Origin of the sequence: Neptuniibacter pectenicola (genome assembly GCF_001597735.1) — a bacterium.
Lineage (GTDB): Bacteria > Pseudomonadota > Gammaproteobacteria > Pseudomonadales > Balneatricaceae > Neptuniibacter > Neptuniibacter pectenicola.
The window spans coordinates 108505-135307 of the sequence record NZ_LUTS01000007.1 but is presented as its reverse complement, the minus strand read 5'-3'; the positions used below and the strand labels follow the sequence as shown (position 1 = coordinate 135307).

General features: G+C 45.8%; 28 protein-coding genes. 20 read left to right on the top strand and 8 right to left on the bottom strand.

Annotated elements, in window-relative coordinates:
• Positions 1-39: 39 nt before the first annotated feature.
• The gene (locus tag A3773_RS10850) at positions 40-1872 is read left to right on the top strand and encodes a sensor histidine kinase (protein ID WP_067985893.1); all 1833 of its coding nucleotides are present in this window, start codon (positions 40-42) and stop codon (positions 1870-1872) included.
• Positions 1869-2567: a response regulator transcription factor gene (locus A3773_RS10845; protein WP_067985891.1), complete on the top strand. Its 699-nt coding sequence runs from the start codon at positions 1869-1871 to the stop codon at positions 2565-2567. The genes A3773_RS10850 and A3773_RS10845 overlap by 4 nt, the downstream gene beginning before the upstream one ends.
• A gap of 37 nt (positions 2568-2604) precedes the next feature.
• Here the strand turns inward: A3773_RS10845 and moaE are convergent, their stop codons facing one another.
• Positions 2605-3063 (bottom strand): molybdopterin synthase catalytic subunit MoaE, encoded by a 459-nt coding sequence (moaE, locus tag A3773_RS10840; protein WP_067985889.1) that lies wholly within the window; start codon positions 3061-3063, stop codon positions 2605-2607.
• Positions 3064-3231: 168 nt separating this feature from the next.
• Between moaE and A3773_RS10835 the strand changes: the two genes are divergently transcribed.
• The 12 genes from A3773_RS10835 (at position 3232) to A3773_RS10780 (ending at position 12246) form a co-directional block, all read left to right on the top strand.
• Positions 3232-3684, top strand: coding sequence for an NUDIX hydrolase (locus A3773_RS10835; RefSeq protein WP_331709174.1), 453 nt, complete (start codon positions 3232-3234; stop codon positions 3682-3684).
• 12 nt (positions 3685-3696) lie between these two features.
• The gene (gene mnmA / locus A3773_RS10830) at positions 3697-4812 is read left to right on the top strand and encodes a tRNA 2-thiouridine(34) synthase MnmA (RefSeq protein ID WP_067985886.1); all 1116 of its coding nucleotides are present in this window, start codon (positions 3697-3699) and stop codon (positions 4810-4812) included.
• A gap of 10 nt (positions 4813-4822) precedes the next feature.
• The gene (locus A3773_RS10825; RefSeq protein ID WP_067985884.1) at positions 4823-5518 is read left to right on the top strand and encodes a lysogenization protein HflD; all 696 of its coding nucleotides are present in this window, start codon (positions 4823-4825) and stop codon (positions 5516-5518) included.
• Between the two features lie 131 nt (positions 5519-5649).
• Positions 5650-7014: an adenylosuccinate lyase gene (purB, locus tag A3773_RS10820; RefSeq protein WP_067985882.1), complete on the top strand. Its 1365-nt coding sequence runs from the start codon at positions 5650-5652 to the stop codon at positions 7012-7014.
• 76 nt (positions 7015-7090) lie between these two features.
• On the top strand, positions 7091-7927 hold the full coding sequence (locus A3773_RS10815) for an alpha/beta fold hydrolase (protein ID WP_067985881.1): 837 nt from the start codon (positions 7091-7093) through the stop codon (positions 7925-7927).
• A gap of 11 nt (positions 7928-7938) precedes the next feature.
• Positions 7939-8664: a tRNA (cytosine(32)/uridine(32)-2'-O)-methyltransferase TrmJ gene (gene trmJ / locus A3773_RS10810; protein WP_067985879.1), complete on the top strand. Its 726-nt coding sequence runs from the start codon at positions 7939-7941 to the stop codon at positions 8662-8664.
• A 47-nt stretch (positions 8665-8711) separates the two neighbouring features.
• A complete protein-coding gene (locus A3773_RS10805) occupies positions 8712-8960 on the top strand; it encodes a hypothetical protein (RefSeq protein ID WP_067985877.1) in 249 nt (82 codons plus the stop codon).
• Positions 8960-10111, top strand: coding sequence for a cupin domain-containing protein (locus A3773_RS10800; RefSeq protein ID WP_067985875.1), 1152 nt, complete (start codon positions 8960-8962; stop codon positions 10109-10111). The genes A3773_RS10805 and A3773_RS10800 overlap by 1 nt, the downstream gene beginning before the upstream one ends.
• 509 nt (positions 10112-10620) lie before the next feature.
• Positions 10621-11034 (top strand): nucleoside diphosphate kinase regulator, encoded by a 414-nt coding sequence (gene rnk / locus A3773_RS10795; protein WP_067985873.1) that lies wholly within the window; start codon positions 10621-10623, stop codon positions 11032-11034.
• A gap of 71 nt (positions 11035-11105) precedes the next feature.
• On the top strand, positions 11106-11501 hold the full coding sequence (locus A3773_RS10790) for a DUF2391 family protein (RefSeq protein WP_067985871.1): 396 nt from the start codon (positions 11106-11108) through the stop codon (positions 11499-11501).
• A gap of 66 nt (positions 11502-11567) precedes the next feature.
• Positions 11568-11834, top strand: coding sequence for a hypothetical protein (locus A3773_RS10785; RefSeq protein WP_067985869.1), 267 nt, complete (start codon positions 11568-11570; stop codon positions 11832-11834).
• 70 nt (positions 11835-11904) lie between these two features.
• Positions 11905-12246, top strand: a complete 342-nt coding sequence (locus tag A3773_RS10780; protein WP_156473502.1) for a hypothetical protein — start codon at positions 11905-11907, stop codon at positions 12244-12246.
• Positions 12247-12351: 105 nt separating this feature from the next.
• Here the strand turns inward: A3773_RS10780 and A3773_RS10775 are convergent, their stop codons facing one another.
• Together A3773_RS10775 and A3773_RS10770 are read right to left on the bottom strand one after the other, a co-directional pair.
• Positions 12352-13224, bottom strand: coding sequence for an SMP-30/gluconolactonase/LRE family protein (locus tag A3773_RS10775; RefSeq protein WP_067985866.1), 873 nt, complete (start codon positions 13222-13224; stop codon positions 12352-12354).
• Positions 13225-13496: 272 nt separating this feature from the next.
• Positions 13497-14441: a LysR family transcriptional regulator gene (locus tag A3773_RS10770; protein WP_067985865.1), complete on the bottom strand. Its 945-nt coding sequence runs from the start codon at positions 14439-14441 to the stop codon at positions 13497-13499.
• Between the two features lie 177 nt (positions 14442-14618).
• On the opposite strand from A3773_RS10770, the gene A3773_RS10765 reads away from it, so the two are divergent.
• Complete coding sequence (locus A3773_RS10765; protein ID WP_067985863.1) at positions 14619-16217, top strand: isocitrate lyase; 1599 nt, start codon at positions 14619-14621, stop codon at positions 16215-16217.
• A 205-nt stretch (positions 16218-16422) separates the two neighbouring features.
• Entirely contained in the window at positions 16423-16986 is a 564-nt protein-coding gene (locus A3773_RS10760) for a hypothetical protein (RefSeq protein ID WP_067985860.1), read from the top strand.
• Positions 16987-17150: 164 nt separating this feature from the next.
• Here the strand turns inward: A3773_RS10760 and A3773_RS10755 are convergent, their stop codons facing one another.
• Positions 17151-17396, bottom strand: a complete 246-nt coding sequence (locus A3773_RS10755; protein WP_067865586.1) for a hypothetical protein — start codon at positions 17394-17396, stop codon at positions 17151-17153.
• Between the two features lie 845 nt (positions 17397-18241).
• Between A3773_RS10755 and A3773_RS10745 the strand changes: the two genes are divergently transcribed.
• From A3773_RS10745 to A3773_RS10735, 3 genes are all read left to right on the top strand, one after another.
• The gene (locus A3773_RS10745) at positions 18242-19840 is read left to right on the top strand and encodes an isocitrate lyase (protein WP_067985856.1); all 1599 of its coding nucleotides are present in this window, start codon (positions 18242-18244) and stop codon (positions 19838-19840) included.
• A gap of 143 nt (positions 19841-19983) precedes the next feature.
• Entirely contained in the window at positions 19984-21228 is a 1245-nt protein-coding gene (locus tag A3773_RS10740; RefSeq protein WP_067985854.1) for an MFS transporter, read from the top strand.
• Positions 21229-21379: 151 nt separating this feature from the next.
• A complete protein-coding gene (locus tag A3773_RS10735; RefSeq protein WP_067985852.1) occupies positions 21380-22048 on the top strand; it encodes a hypothetical protein in 669 nt (222 codons plus the stop codon).
• A 30-nt stretch (positions 22049-22078) separates the two neighbouring features.
• On the opposite strand, the gene A3773_RS10730 is transcribed toward A3773_RS10735, so the two are convergent.
• The gene (locus tag A3773_RS10730) at positions 22079-22621 is read right to left on the bottom strand and encodes an acyl-CoA thioesterase (RefSeq protein WP_231902188.1); all 543 of its coding nucleotides are present in this window, start codon (positions 22619-22621) and stop codon (positions 22079-22081) included.
• A gap of 27 nt (positions 22622-22648) precedes the next feature.
• Between A3773_RS10730 and bamJ the strand changes: the two genes are divergently transcribed.
• Positions 22649-23122 carry a BamJ family beta-barrel-assembly machinery protein gene (gene bamJ / locus A3773_RS10725; RefSeq protein ID WP_067985849.1) on the top strand — a complete coding sequence of 158 codons (474 nt, stop codon included), beginning with the start codon at positions 22649-22651 and terminating at the stop codon, positions 23120-23122.
• A 53-nt stretch (positions 23123-23175) separates the two neighbouring features.
• Here the strand turns inward: bamJ and A3773_RS10720 are convergent, their stop codons facing one another.
• From A3773_RS10720 to A3773_RS10710, 3 genes are all read right to left on the bottom strand, one after another.
• Positions 23176-23613 (bottom strand): DUF1353 domain-containing protein, encoded by a 438-nt coding sequence (locus A3773_RS10720; RefSeq protein WP_067985844.1) that lies wholly within the window; start codon positions 23611-23613, stop codon positions 23176-23178.
• A 174-nt stretch (positions 23614-23787) separates the two neighbouring features.
• A complete protein-coding gene (locus A3773_RS10715; protein ID WP_067985843.1) occupies positions 23788-24621 on the bottom strand; it encodes a class I SAM-dependent methyltransferase in 834 nt (277 codons plus the stop codon).
• 165 nt (positions 24622-24786) lie between these two features.
• Complete coding sequence (locus A3773_RS10710) at positions 24787-26763, bottom strand: methyl-accepting chemotaxis protein (RefSeq protein ID WP_067985841.1); 1977 nt, start codon at positions 26761-26763, stop codon at positions 24787-24789.
• Positions 26764-26803 lie beyond the last annotated feature (40 nt).

The window sequence follows — 26803 nt, the reverse complement described above, 5'->3', positions numbered from 1 at the left end:
TCATAAACATGAGGGCTGAACCAGCAAAGTGAGAATGATTTGAAAAAAACAGCCTTGTTACTCTGTGGACTGATTTTAATACCAATCCTTATTCTTGGCTGGTTATCCGTGCGTCTAGAACAAAATCAACAGCAGCTCATCCAACATCAATTCCAAGCCTTAGTTGAGGTTAAACTCCAGTCAGTTGATAACCTGTTCCAAGGACACTTCCAGCGTTTAGAAGCGGTCTTAAAATCCGAAGCATCCGTACTTAATTCTGACACCGAAACCTCACACTCCCCCCTTGCGCTACGCCAATTGATTAAAGCCAGTCCGTATATTGAGCAAATTTTTATTCTTAGCCCAACACGGGAGCGGGTCTATCCCCGCCACGACAACGCGACCGCGCAGGAACTGCAGTTTCTGCAACAAACAAAAACGTTGCTGGACACACCGACGCTCTTTGCCCACACCCAAGAGAGCCTAACGACAACACAACCCCCCACCGCAAATAGCGTAGCGCCCCAGAAGAACACAACACCATTACAGATAGCCCAAGCGCCCTATAGTGCACAATTAAAATCAGCGCCCCAAACACAGCGCCTAACCCGCTCAGCGGAAAACACCCGCAGCGCCGAAACAGAAATGCCCCCTTTAAGTACCTCATCACTAGAGGTGGTCGCAGCAGACAGTCATGTAGCATCACCTACGCCTAAGGCGATGCCAAAGGCAGAACCCACTGACTCCGGCTGGATCGCTTGGTATAACAATACCCAACTGCAACATATTTATTGGCAAACAACCCCCGATAATCGGGTGATTGGGTTTGCCATTAGCCGCGCACGCTTACTCTCTGATCTTATCAACCTGTTACCGGATCAATCAGAGATCGCCTCCAACCATTCACTGAGCAACGCCGTCATAACACTCAAAAATAGCCGTGGCGAGTTGAGTTACGAATGGGGTGACGCAACGATAGCTGCCGACACACTAACGCCGATAAAAAGCTTAAACCTTAGCCACCCGCTGGGCAGCTGGCGCTTAGACTACGCCACCACGAGCCTCAATAAACCCGAACAAAACTGGCTCGAAAAGCTTCTTATTTTAGTCATTACCTTGAGCGGCTTGTCCACACTCGGCTGGCTCATATACCGAGAACAAACCCGCGAATCACGCTTAGCCCTCCAGCGTGTCAACTTTGTCAATCAAGTATCCCATGAGCTAAAAACACCGTTGACCAATGTACGAATGTATACCGAGATGTTGGAGAGCCAGCTTGATGATGAGCAAGTTAAACAGAAGCGTTATTTAAGTATCATTAATAACGAGAGCAAACGACTCACCCGCTTAATTGATAACGTGCTCAGTTTTTCAAAACTAGAGCGCGACAGCCTTGATTTAACCCTACAGATGGGCACAGTTCAGGCCTGTATTAATACCACCTTAGACGCCTTCACCCCCGCCTTTACTCAGCGCGGGATAAAACCGGTGCTCACAAGCCAATGCGACACCAGTGTTTTACTAGACCCTCACTGCGTCGAACAGATCTTAAATAATTTATTCAGTAATACCGAAAAATATGCAGCCAATAGCGGTACCCTACAGATCGAATGCTGGCAAGAACATGATTACAGCTTTATCCGCATCCATGACAATGGCCCAGGGATCGATGAGTATTCATCCCGTTCTATCTTTGATCAGTTTTACCGCGCCAGCAACAAACTCACCGATGGCGTCAGCGGCACCGGTATTGGCTTAAGTATTGCGCGCGAGCTCGCACGTAAACATGGCGGTGATTTAATTCTGGAATCCACTCCCTCAGGGGCCTGTTTCCTTTTAAGCCTCCACACCCCCATCAGCCTAAGCCACACAGCCGTTAAAGGTAACCTATGAAAATTCTTATCGCAGAAGATGACCTCAACATTAGAATGGGGCTTTCCGATCTACTCGATAATGAGGGTTATACCTGCCTTGAAGCGGAAAACGGTGAGGCAGCGCTAAGCGTATATATCAAACATCAGCCGGACCTTGTCTTACTCGATATTATGATGCCGATCATGGACGGTTATACGGTATGCAGAAAGATCCGCCAGCTTAATGAGACGGTCCCCGTCATCTTTATTACCGCAAAGTCAGAAGAGATTGATCAAGTGTTAGGCTTAGAGCTCGGGGCTGATGATTACATAAAAAAACCCTTTGGTACCCGCGAGGTCATCGCCCGCATAAAAGCCGTGGCCCGGCGCTGCCGACCTACCCCGCAGCCTAAGGTTTCACAGGACGCTGAAACCTTCTGGATGAATGACCTGCACGTTTTGCCTGCCCAACTACAAGCGCAACGTGACGCAATGACATTTGAACTGAGCCTTAGGGATCTTAAAATTCTCCAACTCCTCCACCGTGAAAAAGGCAAAGTCGTTGATCGAGATATGTTATTCAATGAATGTTGGGGGAGAGATTATTTACCAAGTAGCCGTACGCTAGACCAGCACATCTCTAAATTACGAAAAGTTATTGAGTTAGACGCAAAAGCCCCTAAACTGATCCAGACAGTGCACGGCATAGGCTATAGATTTAATGAACATGAATAAACGGACCTGTTAAGCCACATCACATAGGGGCCATAGGTTACCAGCGTTTCGCTGCATCTAAATCACTTTGCTTCTGTTCAACCCACACTTCGCCTTTAGACGAGATCTCTTTTTTCCAAAAAGGCGCCGCCTTTTTTAAGTAATCCATTATAAATTGAGCCGCTTCAAATGCACTGGCTCGGTGAGCGCTACCGACCCCCACAAACACAATATTTTCATTAAGAGACAACGTCCCTACCCGATGACTAATCACGATATTACCCAAAGCCCAACGCGCTCGCGCCTGATCAGCAATATGGTTTAACGCTTTTTCAGTCATACCGGGGTAATGCTCTAAAAACAGCGCCTCCAATGATTGGTCCGCCGCTACTAACTCTCGCACTATACCGGTGAATGTAACAATAGCACCGCTCGTCGCATCATTGGCCCTGACCTGTTCCGATAATGCCCCGATATCAAAATCATCCGTTTGAACACGCACCTGAGTCACGGCCATAACGCTTTACCCCTACGATTAACAATCCAGATAATAGCATTAATTTACTGGATTATCGTAACCTTTAGCCCGTGTTTTTATCTATCAAACGGCCCCATTTGATGCTATTGTGTGGCGCTTATTTTATACGTATAAATCCAAATAATTACGAACAAATTTCTGAGGAATATGATGGATTGGTATCCTCATGCCACCGTTGCTGTCATTGTTGAAAAAGACGGCAAATTTCTACTGATAGAAGAGCACTCGTCCGGTGAAGTTGTATTAAATCAACCGGCGGGTCATATTGAAGAGGGGGAAACCTTTGTTCAAGCCGCATGTAGAGAAACACTGGAAGAATCTGCTTGGCATGTAAAACCCAGCTATCTTATCGGTTTCTATGTCTATCGATCGGGCAATAATAACATCACGTACCATCGCGCCTGCTTTTATGCAGAAGCGATTAAACACGATGCAGGTAGGCCATTAGATGACGGTATTATTCAAACCGTTTGGATGACCCGTGATGAAGTTGCGCTCAATAAGCATAAACTTCGCTGTCCAATGGTGCTACAGTGCATTGACGACTACATTGCCGGCAAACAATACCCCTTAGAACTCATTCACGAATACAGTAACTAATCGAAATCACTCATGACTGATCATAGCCAGATTAAAGTGATCGTCGGCATGTCCGGCGGTGTTGACTCATCCGTTTCAGCCCTACTCCTGTTGCAGCAAGGTTATCAGGTTGAAGGCCTTTTTATGAAAAACTGGGATGAGGATGACGGCACAGAATACTGTACAGCTAAAGATGACTTAGCGGACGCCCAAGCTGTATGCGATAAGCTAGGCATCCCCCTTCACACCGCCAATTTTGCAGCAGAATACTGGGATAATGTCTTTGAGCATTTCCTTGAAGAGTACAAAGCGGGCCGAACACCTAACCCCGACATTCTCTGTAACCGTGAAATCAAATTTAAAGCCTTTCTTGAGTATGCGATAGAATTAGGCGCAGACATGATCGCTACCGGTCATTACGTGCGCCGCGGTCTACGTGAGGGAAAAACCCGTTTACTTAAAGGCCTCGACAACAATAAAGATCAAAGTTATTTCCTACATCAGGTAGGCCAACCAGAGATAGAGAAAACCCTTTTCCCCGTTGGGGAGCTGGAAAAACCAGACGTAAGAAAGCTCGCAGAAGCTAACGATCTGGTCACGCATAATAAAAAAGACAGTACAGGCATCTGTTTTATCGGTGAGCGCCGCTTTAGTGATTTTCTAAAGCAATACTTACCCGCGCAGCCCGGTCAGATAGAAACCCCTGCCGGTGATCAAATTGGTGAACACGCCGGCTTGATGTACTACACCATAGGCCAACGCCAAGGCCTTCATATTGGTGGTCTAAAGGATTACCCAGAAGAGCCGTGGTTTGTAGCGGGTAAAGATCTAGAGCGGAATGTACTGATCGCCGTACAGGGTAAACAACATGATCTATTATTTACGGATTGGCTAACCGCCGATGAGATCTTTTGGATCAATAGTGAAGAGCCACCACTACCTTACCGTTGTAAGGCAAAAGTGCGCTACCGTCAGTCTGATCAAAACTGCATCATAGAACGCAATGGCGATTCAGGTTACCTCATCCGATTTGATGAGCCCCAGCGTGCAGTGACACCAGGTCAGTCCGTTGTTATCTATAGCGCGGATATATGCCTTGGCGGCGGCGTAATCGAAAATACTGGCAAGCATGAATCATTAGATAGTTGAGAGGTTTACGGTGTCACGTCAACATGATGAACAAACCCTAGGCCTTGCTGGCCTTTTCCAAGCGGCAGCATTAGTCGAGCAGATAGCGACCCGTGGAATGGTTGCACAGGACAGCCTTGAAACATCCATCTACAGCATTATGCAGCTTGACCCCGCATGCTCTGAAGATGTTTATGGGGGCGCAGCCGACCTCCCCTACAATCTACATTTAGGCTTACAAAACCTAAAAGATATCGTAGATAAGCCACGGGCAGAACACAATAAAGATGTGATTCGCTACGTCCTCAGCATGGTGCACTTAGAGCGCAAACTCAGTGCAAACCCAGAGATGCTAAAAACCATCGCTCACCGCTTAAGCCAAGTGACCGAACAAGCTAAATACTTCAACGCTGACAAACATTACAGCGATGCGAACCTCGCTGAAGAGCAGGATGTTACCTTAACGCCAGCCACCTACTGCCACCCTAATGTTATTGCTAACCTCGCAAGTCTTTATCAAGATACGATCAGCTCATTTAGCTTCCGTATTCAGGTAACAGGAGACCCAAGGCATCTGCAAAACAGTGAGAATGCGGCAAAAATTCGCGCCTTACTCCTCGCAGGTATCCGCAGTGCCATGCTCTGGCGACAAAAAGGTGGTAAACGTTGGCACCTACTCTTTTTCAAATCACGCCTTCGCCCCTCATTAAAAAAAATAATGGGCTAAGGCGCTCATTATAAGGATCTCCACCCCCGCATCAGGCGATTGTCTGTGATTTGTCGGCACTAGCCCTACGAAAGTGACCGCTACTCGGGTATAATGCGCGCCTTCTTTTTAATCAAGATAGAGATCGTTTCATGGAGCTTTCCGCACTGACGGCCGTTTCGCCGATTGATGGGCGCTATGGCAGCAAAACAGCTGACCTACGTGATGTATTTAGTGAATATGGCCTAATACGCTTTCGCGTAGAAGTAGAGGTACGTTGGTTACAGAAACTAGCGGCTCATGCCCAGATTAGTGAAGTTCCAGCATTAAGTGCTGAAGCTAATTCTGTTTTAAACGCTATCGTGACTAATTTCGGTCCTGACGATGCCGCGGCGGTCAAAAACATCGAGCGTACAACAAACCACGATGTTAAAGCTGTCGAGTACTTCATCAAAGACAAAATCAAAGACAATGCCGAGTTAATGGCCGTTAATGAGTTTGTTCACTTTGCCTGCACATCTGAAGACATCAACAACCTCTCCCATGGTTTAATGCTTAAACATGGATTAGACGTTGTACTACCACAGATGCAGCAAGTAACCGATGAAATTGCAGCACTGGGTCGTGAATTCGCGGAACAGCCAATGCTATCCCGCACCCACGGTCAAACAGCATCACCCACGACCGTAGGTAAAGAGTTTGCAAACGTTGCTTACCGTATGCAACGCCAGATCAAACAGTTAAAAGCGGTTGAGATCTTAGGCAAGATCAACGGTGCCGTAGGTAACTACAATGCCCACCTATCCGCTTATGCTGATATCGACTGGGTACAGAATGCGCAAGCGTTCATTGAAAGCCTAGGTCTATCGTTTAACCCATATACAACGCAGATCGAGCCGCACGACTATATTGCTGAGCTGTTTGATGCCGTCGCTCGGTTCAACACCATTTTAATCGATTTCGATCGTGACATCTGGGGTTACATCTCTCAGGGTTACTTCAAGCAAAGAACAATCGCCGGTGAAGTTGGATCATCCACTATGCCGCATAAAGTTAACCCTATCGACTTCGAAAACTCCGAAGGTAACTTAGGCATAGCGAATGCGATCATGGGCCACTTGGCACAGAAACTACCGGTTTCCCGCTGGCAGCGCGACCTAACAGACTCAACAGTCCTACGTAATATGGGCGTTGGCTTTGGCTATAGCCTAATTGCCTATCAATCTAGTTTAAAAGGGATCAGTAAACTTGAGCTAAACCCTGCTAAGCTAAATGAAGACTTAGAAAATGCTTGGGAAGTGCTTGCTGAACCCATCCAGACCGTTATGCGCCGTTACGCTATCGAAGAACCATACGAGAAGTTAAAAGCGCTTACACGTGGTCAGGATATGAATAAAGAAACCATTCTAGCCTTCGTTGACACGCTTGATATGCCAGAAGACGCCAAACAAGCGCTTAAGGCACTGACACCGCACACTTACATAGGTAATGCGGTAGATCAGGCGAAGAAAATCTAAAGGGGAGCCTTAACGCTCAATTTAGATTTTAAAAACGGGGCTATGGCCCCGTTTTTATTATTATGGATTAAGCCTTATGGAATATCTTACCCGCCCCGACTTAACTAAGATTCACTTCATCTCCCTTGGTGAAGGCAAAAAAACCTTAATCTTTCTTCACGGCTGGACCGCCTGCGTGCGTGAATGGCTACCTTTCGCCTCAGAACTCGCCCAAGAGCACCATGTAGTGTGCTGGGACGCACGAGGGCACGGAGGGCACCCCTACCCCGAAGACACTAACATGACCTTATCCCAGATGGCCGATGACCTTAACACGCTCCTAGACCACTTAGACGTGGAGGAAGCCGTGATCATTGGTCATTCACTCGGCGCATTAACCACATGGGAGTATATTCGCCAATTTGGTCAGGATCGCATTGCCGGCCTCTGCATGGTTGATCATTCACCTAAGCTACTGACCGATGAAGAATGGAACCACGGCGTCTATGGTGAATTTAGTAACCAAAACAACGAGACCTTTATCCAGTTACTTAAACAGGACTTTAGCCAAAGCGTCTTAGAGCTGATCGCCTATGGCATGCATCACCAATCGTTAAAAAACTTCCAACAAAACTCCCACGGGTTTCAAAAGATGCGTGACTACCTACAAAAGCAGAATGCGCCGCTCTTAATCGCTTGCTGGGAAAACATAACCCAACAGGACTACCGTGATGTTCTGCCTACAATAAACAAGCCGACCCTGTTAATTTATGGTGAAGAAAGCCAATTTTATTGTGCTGAACTTCAACACTGGGTTCACCAACATATTGAAAATTCCGAATTGCTTGTCTACCCTAGCGCGGACCACTCTCCCCACTTGTGGCATAGACAAAAATTTATCTATGACCTTAACCGCTTTGTTGATGCTTTGTGAGATCTCCTGAAATGCTATCAAACATTAGAGTTGTACTGATCAACACCTTCCACCCCGGCAACATTGGCGCGGCAGCCCGCGCCATGAAAAATATGGGTTTAACTAATCTATACCTTGTTGAGCCAAGAGAGTTTCCTAGCGATGAAGCGGATGCCCGTGCTGCGGGCGCCAAAGACCTGCTAGAAAACGCGACCCTTGTTAACTCCTTAGAAGAAGCGATTGCCGACTGTCAGCTGGTCATAGGAACCAGTGCCCGCACAAAACGAACATTCGATCTTCCACTACTCAACGCGCGAAAAGGGGCCGAACGTATTGTCGCCGAATCAAAACAAGGCAAAGTAGCACTCGTTTTTGGGCGTGAAACCATGGGGCTACATAATGATGAGTTGCAGCAATGCAACCTCCATATCTACATCCCCGCTAATCCAGACTACCCCGTACTCAATGTATCTCAGGCGATTCAACTGCTCTGTTACGAAGTCTATGTCGCCGCGGAAGAAAAAACTTACACTGAGATTGAGGAAGAATACCCCCGCCAAAAAGAGATGGGGCTATTTTATAACCATTTAGAAAAAGTGCTGCGCACAACAGAATTTATAATTCCTCAACATGAGGGTAAAGTATTAGACAAATTACGCCGTTTCTTCAACCGTTCACGCCCTGAGCGCACTGAACTGAATATGCTCCGCGGCATACTCACCTCAGTCGAAGAAACCGTTGAAAAACTCAAAAAATAACCAATCGATCAGCTAAACCGCTGATCGATAAAGTGAGACCCAATACGATGGAAGACAGACTAGACGCTTTATTAAAACAAGCCGATGAACTGCGTGCGGGCATCAAACAGATGCAAGATGAATCAAAAATGATGGGTTACAACGCCGTAGGCATTCGCCAAAGTGCTGACACCATCGCAAAATGCTTAAAAAAAGTGGGCAACAACAAGATTGCAGCCTTAGCCAATCGCGACAAACGTAAAGTTTACGACGAGATGGAGAAAGCGGTTGAAGAGTTAATGGAGTTTATTAAATAGTGAACTCTCCATTTGGCGACATCAGTATAGACACATTTCTGCGCGAGTACTGGCAGAAAAAGCCCCTATTAATACGCAACGCGTTCCCTGATTTTGAAGCCCCCGTCAGCCCTGATGAACTCGCTGGCATGGCCTTAGAAGAAGAGGTGGAGTCACGTTTAATCATCCAGTCTCCCGACGGTAAAGACTGGAAGCTACAACATGGCCCCTTAAGTGAAGAGACCTTTTCCGATTTACCCGATAGCCATTGGACACTCTTAGTACAATCAGTGGATCATTGGGTACCCGAAGCAAATGAGCTATTAGAGTATTTCCGCTTTGTACCTAACTGGCGCCTTGATGACCTAATGGTAAGTTATGCCACCGATGGCGGTGGCGTAGGTCCACACTACGATAACTACGATGTGTTTTTAATCCAAGCATCAGGCACTCGACGCTGGGAAGTGGGTGGCACCTACGGCGAAGACTCACCCCGCCGTGACGATGTCCCCGTAATGATTCTGCCAGAATGGACGCCGGAACAAACCTGGGATCTACAGCCCGGTGATATGCTTTATGTCCCACCAAGACTAGGTCATAACGGCTACGCCATTGGGGATGACTGCATGACCTACTCCATTGGATTCAGAGCGCCCTCCCATCAAGAGATGATGGCAGACTTCACCGACTACCTAGACAATATAACCACCGCTGAGGATCGCTATAGCGACCCAGACCTCAAGCAACAGGACAACCCGGGGGAAATAACCCCTGCCGCCCTTGATCGCGTTAAAGCGATTATGCACGACTATATCGATAGCCCCGAACTCCTCTCCCACTGGTTTGGTCAATTTATGACCGAACCCAAAAACCAAGAACAGGGAGCCGATCAAAGCTGCGATATGGATGAAGCGGAGATTAAACAGCTACTTGATGCGGGCATACCAATCTGCCGCAGTGAAGGCTCTCGTTTCGCCTTTAACCGGGTCGACGATCACTTTATCCTTTTTGTTGATGGTAAAGGGTGTGTCTGTAGCGCAGAACAGATTCCACTGGCCGAAAGCCTCTGCGCGAATCTCTATCACGAAGTAATTAGCCCCAACGAAGAGAATATTGAACTACTCAAAGCATTACTCTTACAGGGCTCGGTCTATTTCTTAGAAGAGGAATAACCCTCTTTACTTAACGAAGGGCTAGCCGACAATCACCGTGCTTGCCCTTTCCGTTATGCCTTATCAGCTCGCCCACTATACCGCGCAAAATCTCTCTCATCTTAAACTAGCTTTTACGCACAACATCGGCTAATTTACACTGTAGAACCATGCAAAAGGGGCACCCCCTATTAACATAGCTGATCTTAATTCATAACCAAGACAGGTTAAGGAAAACCTTTTATAAACAAAAGATTACAAATACATTCTAATATTAAAGACAAACTAACTATTCACATTTAAGAAACACGTGAATACGATAATCATTTTGCTATTACTCATACACACGTAATAACAGACCGATGACCAAAACGTAGTTAGCTATCCGCTCTTATCACTCCCAGAATACCGCTATTGAAATGTGCTTATGATCAACATCGTAACCATCAAAAACAGCCGTGAGTGCAGCTGAGCCAAAAAAGTCACCCTATTCAATACACGTTATTTACATAATAGTTTGAGAGTAAAACATGAACACAAGGCCAGAAATAACGATTACTTCATTAGATGCAGATCGACTCTATAATTTAATTGAATCCTTGCCCAAAAATAGTATTGCGGGGCAAGCAGAACTTGAAGCGGAGCTTGCCCGCGCAAATGTCGTCGCGCCCAATGAGGTGCCACCGACAACGGTTACCATGAACTCAACGGTAAAATTTATTATCGAATCAACTAACCATGAGTTTGAGTTAACCCTTGTTTATCCAAAAGATCTGGATTCCAGTGGGCAGAAAATCTCAATTTTGGCCCCCATTGGCAGCGCCCTACTCGGCCTTTCAGTTGGCGATGAGATCGAATGGCCAAAACCCGGAGGTGGCGCACTTAAGGTTAAATTAAAAGAGGTGCTCTATCAGCCTGAAAGAGCTGGTGAGCTTCACCGCTAACGCCAAGACAAAGACTAACTACTGAAGGGATCTCCCCCTCAGCAGCCTTGTACACGCTAATAGGGACGATTATGAAGTTAAGCTTTAACGTCGAAGACGCAAGCCAGATATTTGTAGGGGCTTTTGCGCTGGCCGTCCCCATTTCATTTTCTGAAGAGGCTTGGCGGCTCGGCGAGACCTTACCCGGCTATAATCTATTAATGCTGTTTGTCTTATCGGTTATTTTTCTTGGGCTTTACACCTATGAAAGCGTATTTCAACGAGATGTAGCTGCAAGGAAGTTTGTTTTTATATCGAGGATTGCCATCGCCTATATCATGGCAGCGATGGTTGTTGCCCTAGTACTGTTTTGTCTGAATAAACTGCCCTTATTTGCCGACCCTCTCACATCCTTTAAACGCATCATCGTTATCACGATGCCCGCGTCGATGGGTGCCATTATCGTCGACAGTTTCGATAAGGAATAATGTAAAACCGCACTTAACCGATCCGTAAACGCTCTTCACTCACATAGCTATAAGCTTGAGGTGCCCATGAATTCAGCCCGCACACTGATTAAAGCCTGCGTTATTTGTTTAATCCCGTTGCTTGCCTGTTCAATCTATTACACAAGTGAACGCCTTGGTGACCTACCTCCTTACCTTTACATTAGCGCTCAAATGGCACTGCCTCTACTGCTAATTAGCTGCGCCTATCTGGCCAACTTAGCGGTCATGGGCAAGTGTACCGGCTGGCGCTTATACACATCCGCCATTGCGATCGTGCTATCCATACTGACTATTGGCCTTACCTGGCTATAATAAGCCATGGTATAAACGCCACTACTGCATACCTAGCCAGTAACCTCTTATAAAAGTGAACCTATTAGCCGTGACATCACCCAAACACACCCTGCAAGACAAAATGGTCGAATCAAATCCCTCACTAGAATCTGAGATCAATTCAGCCCGTATCAACGCACTTGAATTAAAGCTAGAGACGTTATCGATCATTACAGAATCACTCTGGAATCTACTTGAAGATAGTGGGTTAGATCCTAAACCGGACCTTAAAAATGAGATGGCGAAGGTCATCTCTGATCGTGGGAAACGTGATGCAATTACAGTGCACTGCCCCGCCTGCTACTCACAAGAAAAAGCCAACGCAGGTTACTGTCAGACGTGCGGAGAAAGCCTGAACTATTCAGGCGATATATCCCCTTTTGATTATTAGTAACGACGTTTGCTGCCTAACAAAAAGAGGCCTGCAAGCAGGCCTCTAGCGCTTATTCATCATCTGCCTATACTTGATCTAACAGGCAAATCAAATAACGATTAGTTAAGGTTCAATCTGATAAGCATCAATACGCTGTGAGAACATTAACGGTACAAATAAGAGATTCCCTTTCGAGGAAAGGTCACCGGTAAACTTTTTAGGTTCATTAAAAAGCAATTCCAGCGTCTGGTCTTTGTATTTAAAGATATTGCCATTCATCCAGTCACTAATAAACAGCGCCCCGTTTATCTCAGCGATACCATCAAGGTTACCAAAGGCTTCGCCGTTTTTATAAGGAGTTAGCTTTTTCGTCTCCCGATCAATGACAGAAAGACCGCCGAGCACATCCGTTGAGAAATCATCGTGAAGACCCGTTCCCCAGGTAGCAACCGTTAACTGCCCATGGTTAAAAAGAAGACCATTGGGATGGGGTAACGCCTCACTTGAAATCCACTTAGTCAGCGTTTCATTTTCATAACGGTACAGACCGCCGCCAAGAATATCACTCAGGTAAACAACGCCTTTATCATCAATCACAACATCGTTCAGCATAACACTGTCCTCAGCTTTGATTGATTTAACCAGTTCACCTTTTTCGTGGTCAACAATATGCATCTGCTGCATGTCAGCAACATAAAGATATTGCGCATCCATAGCGAGCCCTTTAGGCGCATCCATCCCGTTAACCCAAACGTGGCGAATCACTTTACCCTCGTCAGATAATAGGCTGATATAACCTTTACCATTTAGCGCCGCAGGGTGACCGTTTACATTGGAAACAAAAAGCAGTGGTTTTGTAGGATGAACCAAAACTGATTCAGGCTCATCAAACCCCACTAAACTCCATGCTTTATCAGGCGCAGCTAAAACCACGTTAGCACTCAGCGATAGACACGCAATAGCAACCGACAATGTTTTTTGTAATCCTTTTTTCACAATATTCACCCTAAATAATAAAAACAATCTGTAAGTTATCTTAGTATTAAATTCGATACCTGCTGATAAAGTGAGATGTGATCCTTATCGACTCCATCGGAGGTGCAGCAAGCGATTTATCTATACTTATAACAGATTCACTAAGGTGCGCACATCAGTAATTGAGTGATTATCAAAAAATTTATAACCTCGTCGTTTCAGGGTAACGATTCACCTAAATAGTTTCACATTTTTAGAGCTTTAAAATACCTGTTCCCTGCTAAATCAATAAGTTACTGTCCATGACTCTGGGCCACTTCAGAGATGACACGCCGTATCCATTGGTGAGCCACATTATGTTGTAAAAGAGGACTCCACGCCATTTTCAGTTCAAATTCAGGGACATCAAATGGCGGCGTTTTCATCACTAACCGAGGGTTATTCAACTGGGATTGAGACGCTGCTTTGGTGGGTATCGTTGCAATCAGCCCCTTCTCTTCTGCGAGTAACGCAGCCGACTGATAGTGGCGCGTAAACACAGAGATATGCCGCTTAGCATGTAGCTTCTCTAAGGCCTCATCAACCCAGCCCAAACGTTTAGTATCTTTTGGCGTAATCCCCATGCCAGCCCCCATGCCTGTCTTACTAACCCAAACATGGCGTGCAAGCAGATAAGTTTCTAAACGAAAATCATCAGCTATAGGGTTATCAACAGAAAAGAGACAGGAAAAGCTGTCTCGCCATAAGGTTTTTTGGTGAAAGGACTGTGGCATCGTATCAAAACGGTTAATCACCAAATCAACAAGCCCCTGCTCCACCTCCTGAAAACTCATATCACTCGGCGTGAGAATATCCAGCACAACGTTAGGCGCTTCCTCCCTTAGACGGTTTAAGAGTCGCGGCATTAAGGTCGACTCACCATAATCGCTGGTCATAATACGGAATACACGATCACTGGATGCCGCATCAAAGTTTGCTGCGGGTTCTATCACCTGCTCAACCGATGCTAATACCTGCCGCAATAGAGGTTGAATACTTTGTGCCCGCTCAGTCGGTGCCATCCCGTCACTGGTTCTTACCAGCAAAGGGTCACCGAACGTTTCGCGCAAGCGACGTAACCCATTACTCATCGCAGGCTGCGTTATACCTAACAAACTGGCAGAGCGAGTGACATTACGTTCACGTAATAAAATATCTAAATAGACTAATAAATTTAAGTCGATCTTATCCAAATTCATAGCAACGCCGCATAAACACTGAAGATAGCTCATAATACCACAGCTACATTCACATAATAAATACTGCAAATAAGAGCCATTTATTTCAATTATGCGTCCCCACACACTAGAATCCACATCGAAACTATTACAAAGGACAACATAAAACGTTGTTCGAACAATATGGAAGGAATGAGCATGTCTACACTAAACAAAGACATTGAAACCATCTCTGCTGCAAAAGCAGCTGCTGGTAGCCCTTGGGACGCTATCAACCCAGAATCTGCAGCTCGCATGCGCGCTCAGAATAAATTCAAAACTGGCCTAGACATCGCTCAGTATACTGCTGACATTATGCGCGCTGACATGGCAGCATTTGATAAAGACAAATCATTGTACACGCAGTCTTTAGGTTGCTGGCATGGTTTTGTTGGCCAGCAGAAGATGATCTCTATCAAGAAACATTTCGGTGGCAAAACTGACCGTCGTTACTTGTACCTTTCTGGTTGGATGGTTGCTGCACTACGTTCTGAATTCGGTCCTCTTCCTGACCAATCTATGCACGAGAAAACAACGGTTGCTAGCTTAGTAGAAGAGCTTTACACCTTCCTACGCCAAGCAGATGCACGTGAACTAGGCGGTCTATTCCGTGAACTAGACGCTGCACGTGAAGCAGGCGATTCTGCGACTGAAGCTAAAATCCAAGATCAGATTGATAACCACGTAACTCACGTCGTGCCAATCGTTGCAGATATCGATGCAGGTTTCGGTAACGCTGAAGCAACTTACCTCATGGCTAAGCAGATGATCGAAGCCGGTGCGTGTGCACTGCAGATCGAAAACCAAGTAGCTGATGAAAAACAGTGTGGTCACCAGGATGGTAAAGTAACCGTTCCTCACGCTGACTTCCACGCGAAACTACGTGCGCTACGTTACGCTTTCCTTGAGCTAGGTATCGACAACGGTATCATCGTTGCACGTACTGACTCTGAAGGTGCAGGCCTAACAAAAGAGATCGCAGTGGTTAATGAACCTGGCGATCAGGGCGATGTTTACAACTCATTCCTTGATGTTGAAGAGATCGATGTAGCGGATATGGCTGAAGGCGATGTATGCTTCAACCGTGACGGCAAGCTTGTTCGTCCTAAGCGTCTACCATCCGGTCTATACCAGTTCCGTCAAGGTACAGGTCATGAGCGTTGCGTATTTGACTGTATTGAAGCGATCAATGCCGGTGCCGATCTTCTATGGATCGAAACAGCAATCCCAACCGTACACGAAATCAAAGGCATGATGGATGACATTCGTAAAGTTCACCCAGATGCTAAATTGGTTTACAACAACTCTCCATCATTCAACTGGACACTAAACTTCCGTCAGCAGACTTACGATACTTGGGTTGCTGAAGGTAAAGATGTGTCTGCATACGACCGCGCAAATCTAATGAGCGCTGAGTATGACGATTCTGAATTGTCTGCCGTAGCTGACGAACGTACACGTACATTCCAAGCTGATACATCACGTGAAGCGAACGTATTCCATCACTTGATCACACTTCCGACTTACCACACAACTGCGTTGTCTGTAGACAACCTAGCGAAAGAGTACTTCGGTGAGCAGGGCATGTTGGGTTACGTTAAGAACGTTCAGCGTGAAGAGATCCGTCAAGGTATCGCATGTGTTAAACATCAAAACATGTCTGGTTCAGACATCGGCGATGACCACAAAGAATACTTTGCGGGTGAAAACGCGCTTAAAGCTGGCGGTGCGAAAAACACCTCTAACCAGTTTAACTAAGCTTAATTAGCGTTAACCTGCCCTAACTAACGTTTCAGTATCGTTAGGGCAAGCTCCTCTTGGAGAATAAGGCGGCACCTTGTATAAAGGGCCGCCTTTTTTATGAATAGGATTGTTTCTAACCATCCGCCGAAAGACTCGAATGGCTTTTTACGTTAGAATTCTAACCCGCTTTCTACTGCAAACTGATTAAGTGATTTCGAATATGACTGATACACCTGCTTTTCTTAAAGATGCTAAAGATTTGTTAACCAAGCAAGGATTTACTACAGGTAATACTTGGTATCATGGGACATCATCGGCGCTGGTCGACTCAATTAAAGAACAAGGGTTAAAACGCTCAGGTGATCAAGCGCTGAAAGATGCGGCAAAAAAAACCATGGCAACAATCGGCAATGCCTATACAGAATCAGTTGAACCGGTTTTTTTAACACAAAGCAAAGAGTTAGCTTTTTACTGGGCCCAGCAAACAGTTAGGGACCGCAGTGTACGAATCGAAGGAGATGAACAGCCCGTCGTCCTTGCCGTTAATCTTTCGGAAGAGCTTAATGCACAAGTAAAACCCGATGTCGGTGCCGCAAGCTTATTGCTAGTTAAAGAAGGTGAAAATTTTATGGCCTATCTAGCAGGCATTTATCAAGAAAATGGGTTTGATGCACCCGAAATTGATTTAATGAAGGCTGACCGTATGGAATATCTCACTAAACTGGGTATGGCCTATTTTAATGCTGATATCGATGCCGCTCACGTCACAACACTCAGCGACTAACAGACAATAATCTGCCAGCCCTGTGATTTATGGGTCATCAGAGCAGACTAACCAAAAAAGGATGCATCGCATCCTTTTTTGCTATTTGGGTGATAAAACGTCTGGTTCAAAAACACTCATCCCGCTTACAACGTCTACACCGTTCCCCCATGTGACCGGCCGAACTACTGAGTAGACTCAGCTTCATACTTACGCTTCAGCTTATCAATATACTGTTGCTGCGAACTCAAGTTTAGTTCATGAACTAATACCTTACTTTCTAAGCGAATTACATCCTGACTTAAACTTTTCACCTGCTGAAGTTGAACAAAATTAAAGCCGATAGAGCAAATAAATAAAAACCCTATCACGATCAATGCATCTAAATGCAGTGTAAATTTCCGTTTTAAATTCACTATAATCTCACTCATTTGGTAACAAAAAACCTAGTAACAAGAGAGTATCTTTTTAAGTACAAAACACAAACTAAAACGCAAAAAATCATACCGAGCCCAACCGGATATCGCGCCTAGAAAATAGCCCCGCCCTGCTTCGCTAAACACACAAGCGAGATATCGATAAAATCATGTACCGCAACTGCGTAATATTCACGAATAAATGCCACGATGAACGGCTCATTATGGACTGAGTAAACGCGCTATTTCACAACACTGCAGCCATTAAAATATGATAAAAAATCATTTCCATCGACAAATTCACACCCAAACCTGGGCCACCCTACTGACTAATTGGATACAACGATCTTTTTCTACGCTGGCTTATTTGACGTTTTTACTAAAAATAGCTCCAACGCCTTTAAAATCGGGCAGTAAGCACCGTTTTGTAGTCAAAAACAGTTAGACTCAATTGGAATATAAAACAACTTAGTTATAACTATAAAACCTGTAAATAAAGAACATACGGCCTTATACCAAAGTCGCTAGTACTTAGGAATGAACCTCAGAAGCCCCGATATATAAGGTTTTTTACTGAATTGGCCTTTATATATTATGTAGTTATTTTACCTCTTTATGCCGAGAGGTCATGTAGCAATACTACATTTTTGCACCTGCACAAAAAGTAGCTTTGACGGCGGCACAAAATACCCCCATTATTCAGTCCACCAAGCCATACAGAGTATTCAACAGCCTGTTTGGTCTGATTATCACCTGCACGATAATCAAATAAAAAAGTTGAGTTAAGGGAACTACCGGCTTGGGTTTGTGACTCGCCAAAATTTAATTTACTGAACAGATTACTCTGTAGAGGATTGACCATGTCCGCATTGAATCAAGACATCGAAACTATCGCTGCTGCAAAAGCAGCTGCTGGTAGTCCTTGGGACGCTATTAACCCAGAATCTGCAGCTCGCATGCGCGCTCAGAATAAATTCAAAACTGGCCTAGATATCGCTCAGTACACTGCTGACATTATGCGTGCTGACATGGCAGCATTCGATAAAGACAAATCATTGTACACGCAGTCTTTAGGTTGCTGGCATGGTTTTGTTGGCCAGCAGAAAATGATCTCTATCAAGAAACATTTCGGTGGCAAAACTGATCGTCGTTACTTGTACCTTTCTGGTTGGATGGTTGCTGCGCTACGTTCTGATTTCGGTCCTCTTCCTGACCAATCTATGCACGAGAAAACAACGGTTGCTAACTTAGTAGAAGAGCTTTACACCTTCCTACGCCAAGCAGATGCACGTGAACTAGGCGGTCTATTCCGTGAACTAGACGCTGCACGTGAAGCAGGCGATTCTGCGACTGAAGCTAAAATCCAAGATCAGATTGATAACCACGTAACTCACGTCGTGCCAATCGTTGCAGATATCGATGCAGGTTTCGGTAACGCTGAAGCAACTTACCTCATGGCTAAGCAGATGATCGAAGCCGGTGCGTGTGCACTGCAGATCGAAAACCAAGTAGCTGATGAAAAACAGTGTGGTCACCAGGATGGTAAAGTAACCGTTCCTCACGCTGACTTCCACGCGAAACTACGTGCGCTACGTTACGCTTTCCTTGAGCTAGGTATCGACAACGGTATCATCGTTGCACGTACTGACTCTGAAGGTGCAGGCCTAACAAAAGAGATCGCAGTGGTTAATGAACCTGGCGATCAGGGCGATGTTTACAACTCATTCCTTGATGTTGAAGAGATCGATGTAGCGGATATGGCTGAAGGCGATGTATGCTTCAACCGTGACGGCAAGCTTGTTCGTCCTAAGCGTCTACCATCCGGTCTATACCAGTTCCGTCAAGGTACAGGTCATGAGCGTTGCGTATTTGACTGTATTGAAGCGATCAATGCCGGTGCCGATCTTCTATGGATCGAAACAGCTGTACCCACCGTACACGAAATCAAAGGCATGATGGATGACGTTCGTAAAGTTCACCCAGATGCTAAATTGGTTTACAACAACTCCCCATCGTTCAACTGGACACTAAACTTCCGCCAGCAGACTTACGATACTTGGGCTGCTGAAGGTAAAGATGTCTCTGCATACGACCGCGCAAATCTAATGAGCGCTGAGTATGACGAAACTGAGTTGTCTGCCGTAGCTGACGAACGTACACGTACCTTCCAAGCGGATACATCACGTGAAGCGAACGTATTCCATCACTTGATCACACTTCCGACTTACCACACAACTGCGTTGTCTGTAGACAACCTAGCGAAAGAGTACTTCGGTGAGCAGGGCATGTTGGGTTACGTTAAGAACGTTCAGCGTGAAGAGATCCGTCAAGGTATCGCATGTGTTAAACATCAGAACATGTCTGGTTCAGACATGGGTGATGACCACAAAGAATACTTTGCGGGTGAAAACGCGCTTAAAGCTGGCGGTGCGAAAAACACCTCTAACCAGTTTGGTTAATTGTTAAGCACTTTACCGCTCAACAGAAAGGACGCTTCGGCGTCCTTTTTTATTGCTATACATTAGAATACACGCCCAGCCTCTTACCTTTATTTAATACACTCGTTATTATCAACACCTCTCTTACTGATGGGTTTTCCCTCATGCTGCACAAAAAGCTCCATTACGCATGGATCATTGTCCTCTCTGGTGCCATTACACTGTTTTCCTGCTTAGGACTTGGACGCTTTGCGCTGGGTATGCTGCTGCCCTCTATGGGTAACAGCCTTCAGCTTAGCTATACACAAATGGGGATCATCAGTACCGGCAACTTTATGGGTTACCTTTTTGCCGTACTACTTTGCCATCATCTTATTCGTAAACTGGGCGCACGCTACGCGATTTTCTTAGGCTTATTATTAGTCGGCGCGAGCATGTTTTTTATCAGTCTTAGCAGCCACTTTGTCCTCATCGCTATTCTATATTGTATTACAGGCATCGGTAGTGGCGCCGCCAATATCACGGTAATGAGCTTAGTCGCACATTGGTTTACCGTGCAGCACCGAGGCCGTGCAGCGGGGTTTATGATCATGGGTAACGGCTTAGGTATTGTTGCCAGTGGTGCTTTGATCCCTTGGCTTAACAGCACATGGCTGGATGATGGTTGGAAGATTGGCTGGGGCACCTTTGGCTTAGTCGTCATCATCGCGGCATGTATCACCGTTTTACTCTTTCGCAATACACCGGCCAAACTTAACTTAGAACCTTATGGCCATAATGACTCAACCTCGAAAAACACAACCACTACTGAATCCTCAACCTCTCGACGCCATGAAGCGCCCAAAAGCCTCCGCCAGTTGATCGTCCATATAGGGTCGATCTACTTTTTATTTGGATTTACCTATGTGGTCTATGCCACCTTCATCATCACAACCTTAGTCGAGCAATATCAGTTCAGTGAAGCGGATGCGGGTTCCTTGTGGATGACGATGGGTGTTCTCAGTATCTTTTCTGGTGCAGTTTTTGGCAGCTTATCCGATCACTTAGGTCGCAAGTTTGGCCTAACATTGGTCTTTATTCTGCATACCCTCGCGTACGCCCTCGCGGCATCGGAGCTTGGCACGCTAGCCCTCTTTATATCAATGGCACTGTTTGGCATATCGGCTTTCAGCATTCCTGCCATTATTGCCGCAACGATCAGTGATGTGTTACCGATCGAAGAGGCGGGAAAAGCCTTTGGTTATGTCACCTTTTTCTTTGCCATGGGCCAGATAACCGGCCCCACCTTAGCCGGCTATGTAGCAGAACAAACAGGATCGTTCACATCAAGCTACCTATTGTGTGCTTGTGCAACGGTGCTGGCGATTGTGCTAACCACGCTATTTAGGCCCTTAACGCACCGCCCATAAATCCCTTGCCGCTTTTACGGCAACGCCTTGCCTTAATATCCCCTCCCTCTGGGCCGGTTAAACTTTACTCTGTTAAAAAACATACAGTTAATATACTTGGCACCGCCTTTGCTAATTCACCTATGCATCAGTACATCTATGGAGAATAGCTATGCCCGCGCTGACAACGAAGCCCGCCACTTTTAATTCACATGCTCACATACCGATTGATGAGCCATTAAAGACTCAGCTATCGTTTTTAAAAAGTGACGCATCTATTCAGCAACTGGATCAGTTCTACCTAGCCATGCTAGAACAGATCTCACCCGTTTCACAAAAACGGCGCTACCTAAAACAGCAAAACAAAGCGATTCAGTGCCTGTTTCGTATTAACGATGTGTTGGTTGCCGTTTTCTACACGAATAACACCATTCAATGCTTTAACCAAGCCGTCGAGTCATTGATTGAGGCCATTAGCCATGCCCCACTTAGCGTAGGTCGTATTAGTTTTATTTTACAAAACAACCTGTCTGACCACCTCACGCTGGAGTACTACAGCAGCAAGCATCCAACCTATCAGGACTTAACAAAGGGATTGTTATACAACAAGGCGGATTTTAAAGCGGGCTTTCGCGTTGATGAAACATCATTAGAGGAACTCATGTGCAGCTGGCTTCAACAGTACCAGCAGTGGATGCAAGATTACCTTTATTTTAACCTTGCCCAAGTATCGACAGAAAAAGTGGAGTCGAAGCACATACCCATTGATCACCCACCACAGATAGAGACGATCGCTCAGGCGGTGGGAGATACCCTGATCTTTAATTTAGGTTCACGCTAAAGCATCAGGGCTTTAATCCTTCACCGCCCCCTACAACCTCAACAGTGAGCGCACGTTATCAGGCACCGGCACTGATTTTTGCGTTTGATGATCAATCCAAACCACCTTCGCATGCCCTGTACTTACCATCACCCCACCCTGTTGTTGGCTAAACACCTCATAGTAAGTCATAAAGCTAGAGCGTCCTAGATCACCACTGTAGCACTGGATGCTTAACAGATCAGGGTAGACAACCGGACGAATAAAAGAGCAGCCGATATCCACAACAACTGGGGCCAGCCCATTCGGATCAAGCCCCACATTCATGCTATCTAAAAGCTGCACCCGTGCCTCTTCAAGGTAACGCATATACATCGCATTATTCACATGCCCATAGGCATCCATATCGCCCCAACGAACAGGGATATCACAACGATAAATTAACTGGCGATCATCTTGCTGGCCCATTTGCGCCCCCTTATTAATCATCAAACTATTCACTCTAAACGATCCAGCGCAATAAGGAATAACAACTTCGATCAAAAGCGGTAACACTATGTCATACTCAGTATTTAGACCGGCCAAAAACAACATGTAGACTTACCAGCACGGAGCGACTTAATGCTTAATTACCTATTGCCTGTTCTCATTCTTGCGATAATCTTTTTTCTTTACAAAAATCGCCAAGCGAGCAAACAACAAGCACTCGAAAATATTGCCGAAGGTGAGGCGTTTTTAGCTAAAAACAGAACTAAAGAAGGTGTCATACAGACCGATTCTGGTCTGCAGTATGAAGTGCTAACCGTCGGCACAGGTGACGCACATCCCGGTGCGAGAGCTAAGGTTAAAGTGCATTACCACGGTACCTTGCTTGATGGTACGGTATTCGATAGCTCGGTTGATCGAGGCGAACCGATTGAGTTTGGTTTAGACCAAGTTATCAAAGGCTGGACTGAAGGTTTACAGCTCATGGTCGTCGGGGAAAAGACCCGCTTCTATATCCCTAGCCACTTAGCTTATGGTGATGGCTCTGCGGGCATCATCACACCCGGCTCCACCCTTATTTTTGACGTCGAGCTCCTCGATTTTAACTAGTGCATCAGCCTACCCAGCATAAACGATCTGCACACAGCCTGTGCCCTATCACATTAGCGCTTGCTTACAATGGCGGGCGCTTTAGTGACAGGTCGTTTATTAGCGGGGTCCGCTGCCGGATCGCCAAAAAACTTTAAGCCGATATACACCCACCATGCACGGATAAAACACATGCCATCATCACGGCACATGCGTTGTAATAACTTGTCAGCCGATTGTCGATCAACCGCCTTATCCAGCAGCTTCTCGCGCATCAATTGATATAAAGCATCATGCACTAAGGAGCCCCGCATAAAATCGAGCGTGTCGATCGTCGGGCCAGAAGGACCATCCCATGCGTAGCCTTTTTTAATCTTTAACACCCCCTCTTGCGACAACTCAATATAACCCGAAGGCGAACGAAGATCCGTCGCTGGCCGCATAGGTATCGTTGTTACATAGCCATCAACTATCTGATATTTATATCCTTTTTTATATTCAATGCATTCCATAGCCCTCTCCCTTAACTAAAAAACATCTTACCTATTCGGCCTATAACATCTCCTATATAAACCCTACCCAGACCTGCCCGTTAAAAGTAAAGTAACCAGCGTGGCTGCTCCACTTAATAGTAGTCGAGGTTTCATAAACAAGGTAATTCCCCGTGCCGGTCTAGCCCTCGCCCGTCACTTAACCTTTATTGCGTTGATCTCGACAGGTGCAATAAACCCGTGCTGAAGTCCCTGCATCATATTTCTCACCTTCACCGGATACTCCTCCTGCATCAACGTATGCAAACCCAGCAACCCACGCCCTCCCATCGCTTTAACTCGCTTCTTTTCAGACTGAAAATAGTCCATCGCAAAGTGAGCATGATTCTTTACGAAACTGATCTCAAACCCCGCATGCTCCAAATGTTTAATGTAATCCTCACGTGAGCTTACAAAACTCGTACTCGCGTCCGTGGCCCAAGGAACGGGATAAAGCAAAGCCCCCGGCTTTTCCTGCATCACATCATAAAGCGTAAAACGAGCCCCCGGCGTTAAGACCCGATGCACCTCAGCACACAACTGAGCTTTATCCTCGATATTCATCCCAACATGCAGCATGTAGGCACCACTAAAGCGTGCTGCCTCAAACGGCATCGCTAAGGCACTGCCAGCCACAAGCTCCACCTGCTGCGCTAAGTTAACCCAAGAGCAGAGTATATTGCCGGTATCAATATAGGTTTGGGTCAGATCAATCCCCGTCACCCGGCAGCGATAACGATCGGCCATATAACGACACGCGCCTCCTAAACCGCAACCTATATCAAGCAGATGATCTTGCTCTGACAACATACGTTGCCCCAACACCTGATCCGTTGCTTGGCGACCGCCAATATGGAACTCATCAATATCAGCAAGATCCTCAATACGCATATCACTCAACGCTTTACCCGATTGGCGAAACGCGGTCTCAATCGCATGCAGTAAATCACCGTGATGGTAATGTTCAGCCACCCTCCGTTCATCAGACATAGCCACTAACTTCCCTCAAAAAACGAATACCCACGATAAATGTTCACCTGCGGATAAGGCAATACTGTGGCGACAAATAATCGCTTCCATAAAGTCGAGTGAAGAAACACAAGAAAGGACAGCCCTATGCTGAGATAGGGCTGGGTTACTTAAAGGTAGAGGGTATTATTCAAATTGAACAATCATTTGGTTCAGCTTACCGCTAATCACAACTAAGTTATCCGCATAGCGCCGGTTGTTTTCGGCTTCACTTAAACTGTTATTAGCAAGATTGGTATTTTTTGACATGACATTAACAATCTCTGTCGTTAACAATGATTGCTGCTCCGTCGCTGTTGCGATCTGTGTGCTCATCTCACTAATGCTTAAATTAGCCTTAGCAATCTCTTCAATGGCATGTTCCGCCTCATTTGCAATCTGCATGGTTCTTTCTGTTTTTTGCATATAAGACTGGGTGCGCTCAACCACATCGTTTGTGGTGGCATTCAGTTTGTTTGTCAGTTGTTTAATGTCGCTTGCCGCACGTGACGTATGTCCCGCCAAATTACGCACCTCATCCGCAACCACCGCAAACCCACGTCCCATTTCACCGGCACGGGCAGCCTCAATAGACGCGTTAAGCGCCAATAGGTTGGTCTGCTCTGAGAACTCATCGATCACCAATAACGCCTTTAGAATGGATTCTGTATCATCCTTCAAGGATACAAGCGCTTCATTTGTCCCCGCCACATCACTCGACAGGTCAGCAATATTATTATGGGTATCTTTCATCAAATGAATACCCTGCTGCGTCAGATCATTGGCTTTGGCGGTATATTCACGGGTATGAGCGGCATGATCAGCCACCTCAATAAAAGAGCTTTTCAACTGATCCATTTGTTCAGCAGTACTACGCGTACTATGTTGCTGCTCAGCCACAATGAAACTCAGGTTTTTCGCGCTCGTGTTCATGTTTGATTCCAGCTCTTTTAACACCCCGGTCTCACGTTTAATATTGGTTAGCAGGTCAGAAAAGTAATCCTTTAAACTATTAATAGAGGTCCGTAACGTTGTGACTTCACTAATCTTACTGGGCATATCCATCTGTACTTTAAGATCACCTTCCGACAGGCGGCTCACATAATCAGAGGCGCGATGAAGAATTTGCGCTAAACGGTATTTAATCATCGACATACAAGCCCCCGTCAGAATGATCAGCACAACACAGACCGCCAGTAGTAGATAGACATCCTGTAAAATACTTTGATAATGATCTTCTAAGGTCTGTTCTAATGCCTGAAGGGACAACTCTAACTCAATAACTTGCTGCTGTGCAGCTGCACGGCCTTCAGTTTTCTGACGTGAAAATTTAGCAATGTTATCCAGTTCTTTGGGGTAACGCCCTGCTAAATTTTTGATCACAGTTAATGACGCTTCACCAATATCTTCTGCGGCCTCAGGCGAATCATCCGTTGCCCACCCCAACATACTCGCTAAGTCATCCTCCTCAGCTTCGACGTCTTTATAAACGCCTAAACGGGGCAACGCGTAGAGCTTATCCGCTGTCGCCTGCATACCTGTAAGGTAACTAGCAGCACTGTCGAGAATAGAGCTATCTGCGTTTAAACTGCTATTTTGTCTAACATAGGTCGTAGGCACTAAGTAATTAATGAACTCAGCGGACAGATTTAGATATTGCTGTTTTAGGCTTATTGGTGCCTGATCTGCTTTCGCAACATACTCCATTAACGCAGCTATTTCGGCAAACAACTCCCGCTCACTGTTAATCAATAAAAACTCTGGATTCGATAATTTACCCGCCTCCCGCAATGTGCTCAGGGCGTTATCCCGCACCTTCACCATCTGAGCGATTGCAGGTTCTTTTATCTCTGTTGGCAATAAGCGATTCTGCCGCGTTTCACTAATGAGCAGATTAATATCATTATCTATTTTACTCAGCAGCGTTGCATCACCGGTTAACAGATATCGGTTAATCGGCTTTTCAATTGCCATACGCGTACTGGATTCATATTCGTAGTAGCTGGTACTGGTCTGATAGGCATCATTTAAGCGATCCAACGACCACACAATTGACGTTGTAAGCACCGCAAGAATTACAAAAAGAGCGAACGAGGTGAGCTTAGTTAACAAAGAAATTTTCATAGATATGTACGCCATTACTACGTGTGATTAAAAAATGAAC

Bases quoted from the DNA above. Each gene is read 5' to 3' on its own strand.
- rnk (WP_067985873.1), top strand. From the start codon at position 10,621: ATGAACACAAGGCCAGAAATAACGATTACTTCATTAGATGCAGATCGA.
- trmJ (WP_067985879.1), top strand. From the start codon at position 7,939: ATGCTATCAAACATTAGAGTTGTACTGATCAACACCTTCCACCCCGGC.
- A3773_RS10745 (WP_067985856.1), top strand. From the start codon at position 18,242: ATGTCCGCATTGAATCAAGACATCGAAACTATCGCTGCTGCAAAAGCA.
- A3773_RS10720 (WP_067985844.1), bottom strand. From the start codon at position 23,613: ATGGAATGCATTGAATATAAAAAAGGATATAAATATCAGATAGTTGAT.
- A3773_RS10815 (WP_067985881.1), top strand. From the start codon at position 7,091: ATGGAATATCTTACCCGCCCCGACTTAACTAAGATTCACTTCATCTCC.
- A3773_RS10710 (WP_067985841.1), bottom strand. From the start codon at position 26,763: ATGAAAATTTCTTTGTTAACTAAGCTCACCTCGTTCGCTCTTTTTGTA.
- A3773_RS10805 (WP_067985877.1), top strand. From the start codon at position 8,712: ATGGAAGACAGACTAGACGCTTTATTAAAACAAGCCGATGAACTGCGT.
- A3773_RS10740 (WP_067985854.1), top strand. From the start codon at position 19,984: ATGCTGCACAAAAAGCTCCATTACGCATGGATCATTGTCCTCTCTGGT.
- A3773_RS10765 (WP_067985863.1), top strand. From the start codon at position 14,619: ATGTCTACACTAAACAAAGACATTGAAACCATCTCTGCTGCAAAAGCA.
- mnmA (WP_067985886.1), top strand. From the start codon at position 3,697: ATGACTGATCATAGCCAGATTAAAGTGATCGTCGGCATGTCCGGCGGT.
- A3773_RS10755 (WP_067865586.1), bottom strand. From the start codon at position 17,396: ATGAGTGAGATTATAGTGAATTTAAAACGGAAATTTACACTGCATTTA.
- A3773_RS10835 (WP_331709174.1), top strand. From the start codon at position 3,232: ATGATGGATTGGTATCCTCATGCCACCGTTGCTGTCATTGTTGAAAAA.
- A3773_RS10760 (WP_067985860.1), top strand. From the start codon at position 16,423: ATGACTGATACACCTGCTTTTCTTAAAGATGCTAAAGATTTGTTAACC.
- A3773_RS10735 (WP_067985852.1), top strand. From the start codon at position 21,380: ATGCCCGCGCTGACAACGAAGCCCGCCACTTTTAATTCACATGCTCAC.
- purB (WP_067985882.1), top strand. From the start codon at position 5,650: ATGGAGCTTTCCGCACTGACGGCCGTTTCGCCGATTGATGGGCGCTAT.
- A3773_RS10770 (WP_067985865.1), bottom strand. From the start codon at position 14,441: ATGAATTTGGATAAGATCGACTTAAATTTATTAGTCTATTTAGATATT.
- A3773_RS10790 (WP_067985871.1), top strand. From the start codon at position 11,106: ATGAAGTTAAGCTTTAACGTCGAAGACGCAAGCCAGATATTTGTAGGG.
- moaE (WP_067985889.1), bottom strand. From the start codon at position 3,063: ATGGCCGTGACTCAGGTGCGTGTTCAAACGGATGATTTTGATATCGGG.
- A3773_RS10845 (WP_067985891.1), top strand. From the start codon at position 1,869: ATGAAAATTCTTATCGCAGAAGATGACCTCAACATTAGAATGGGGCTT.
- A3773_RS10715 (WP_067985843.1), bottom strand. From the start codon at position 24,621: ATGTCTGATGAACGGAGGGTGGCTGAACATTACCATCACGGTGATTTA.
- A3773_RS10785 (WP_067985869.1), top strand. From the start codon at position 11,568: ATGAATTCAGCCCGCACACTGATTAAAGCCTGCGTTATTTGTTTAATC.
- bamJ (WP_067985849.1), top strand. From the start codon at position 22,649: ATGCTTAATTACCTATTGCCTGTTCTCATTCTTGCGATAATCTTTTTT.
- A3773_RS10730 (WP_231902188.1), bottom strand. From the start codon at position 22,621: ATGTTGTTTTTGGCCGGTCTAAATACTGAGTATGACATAGTGTTACCG.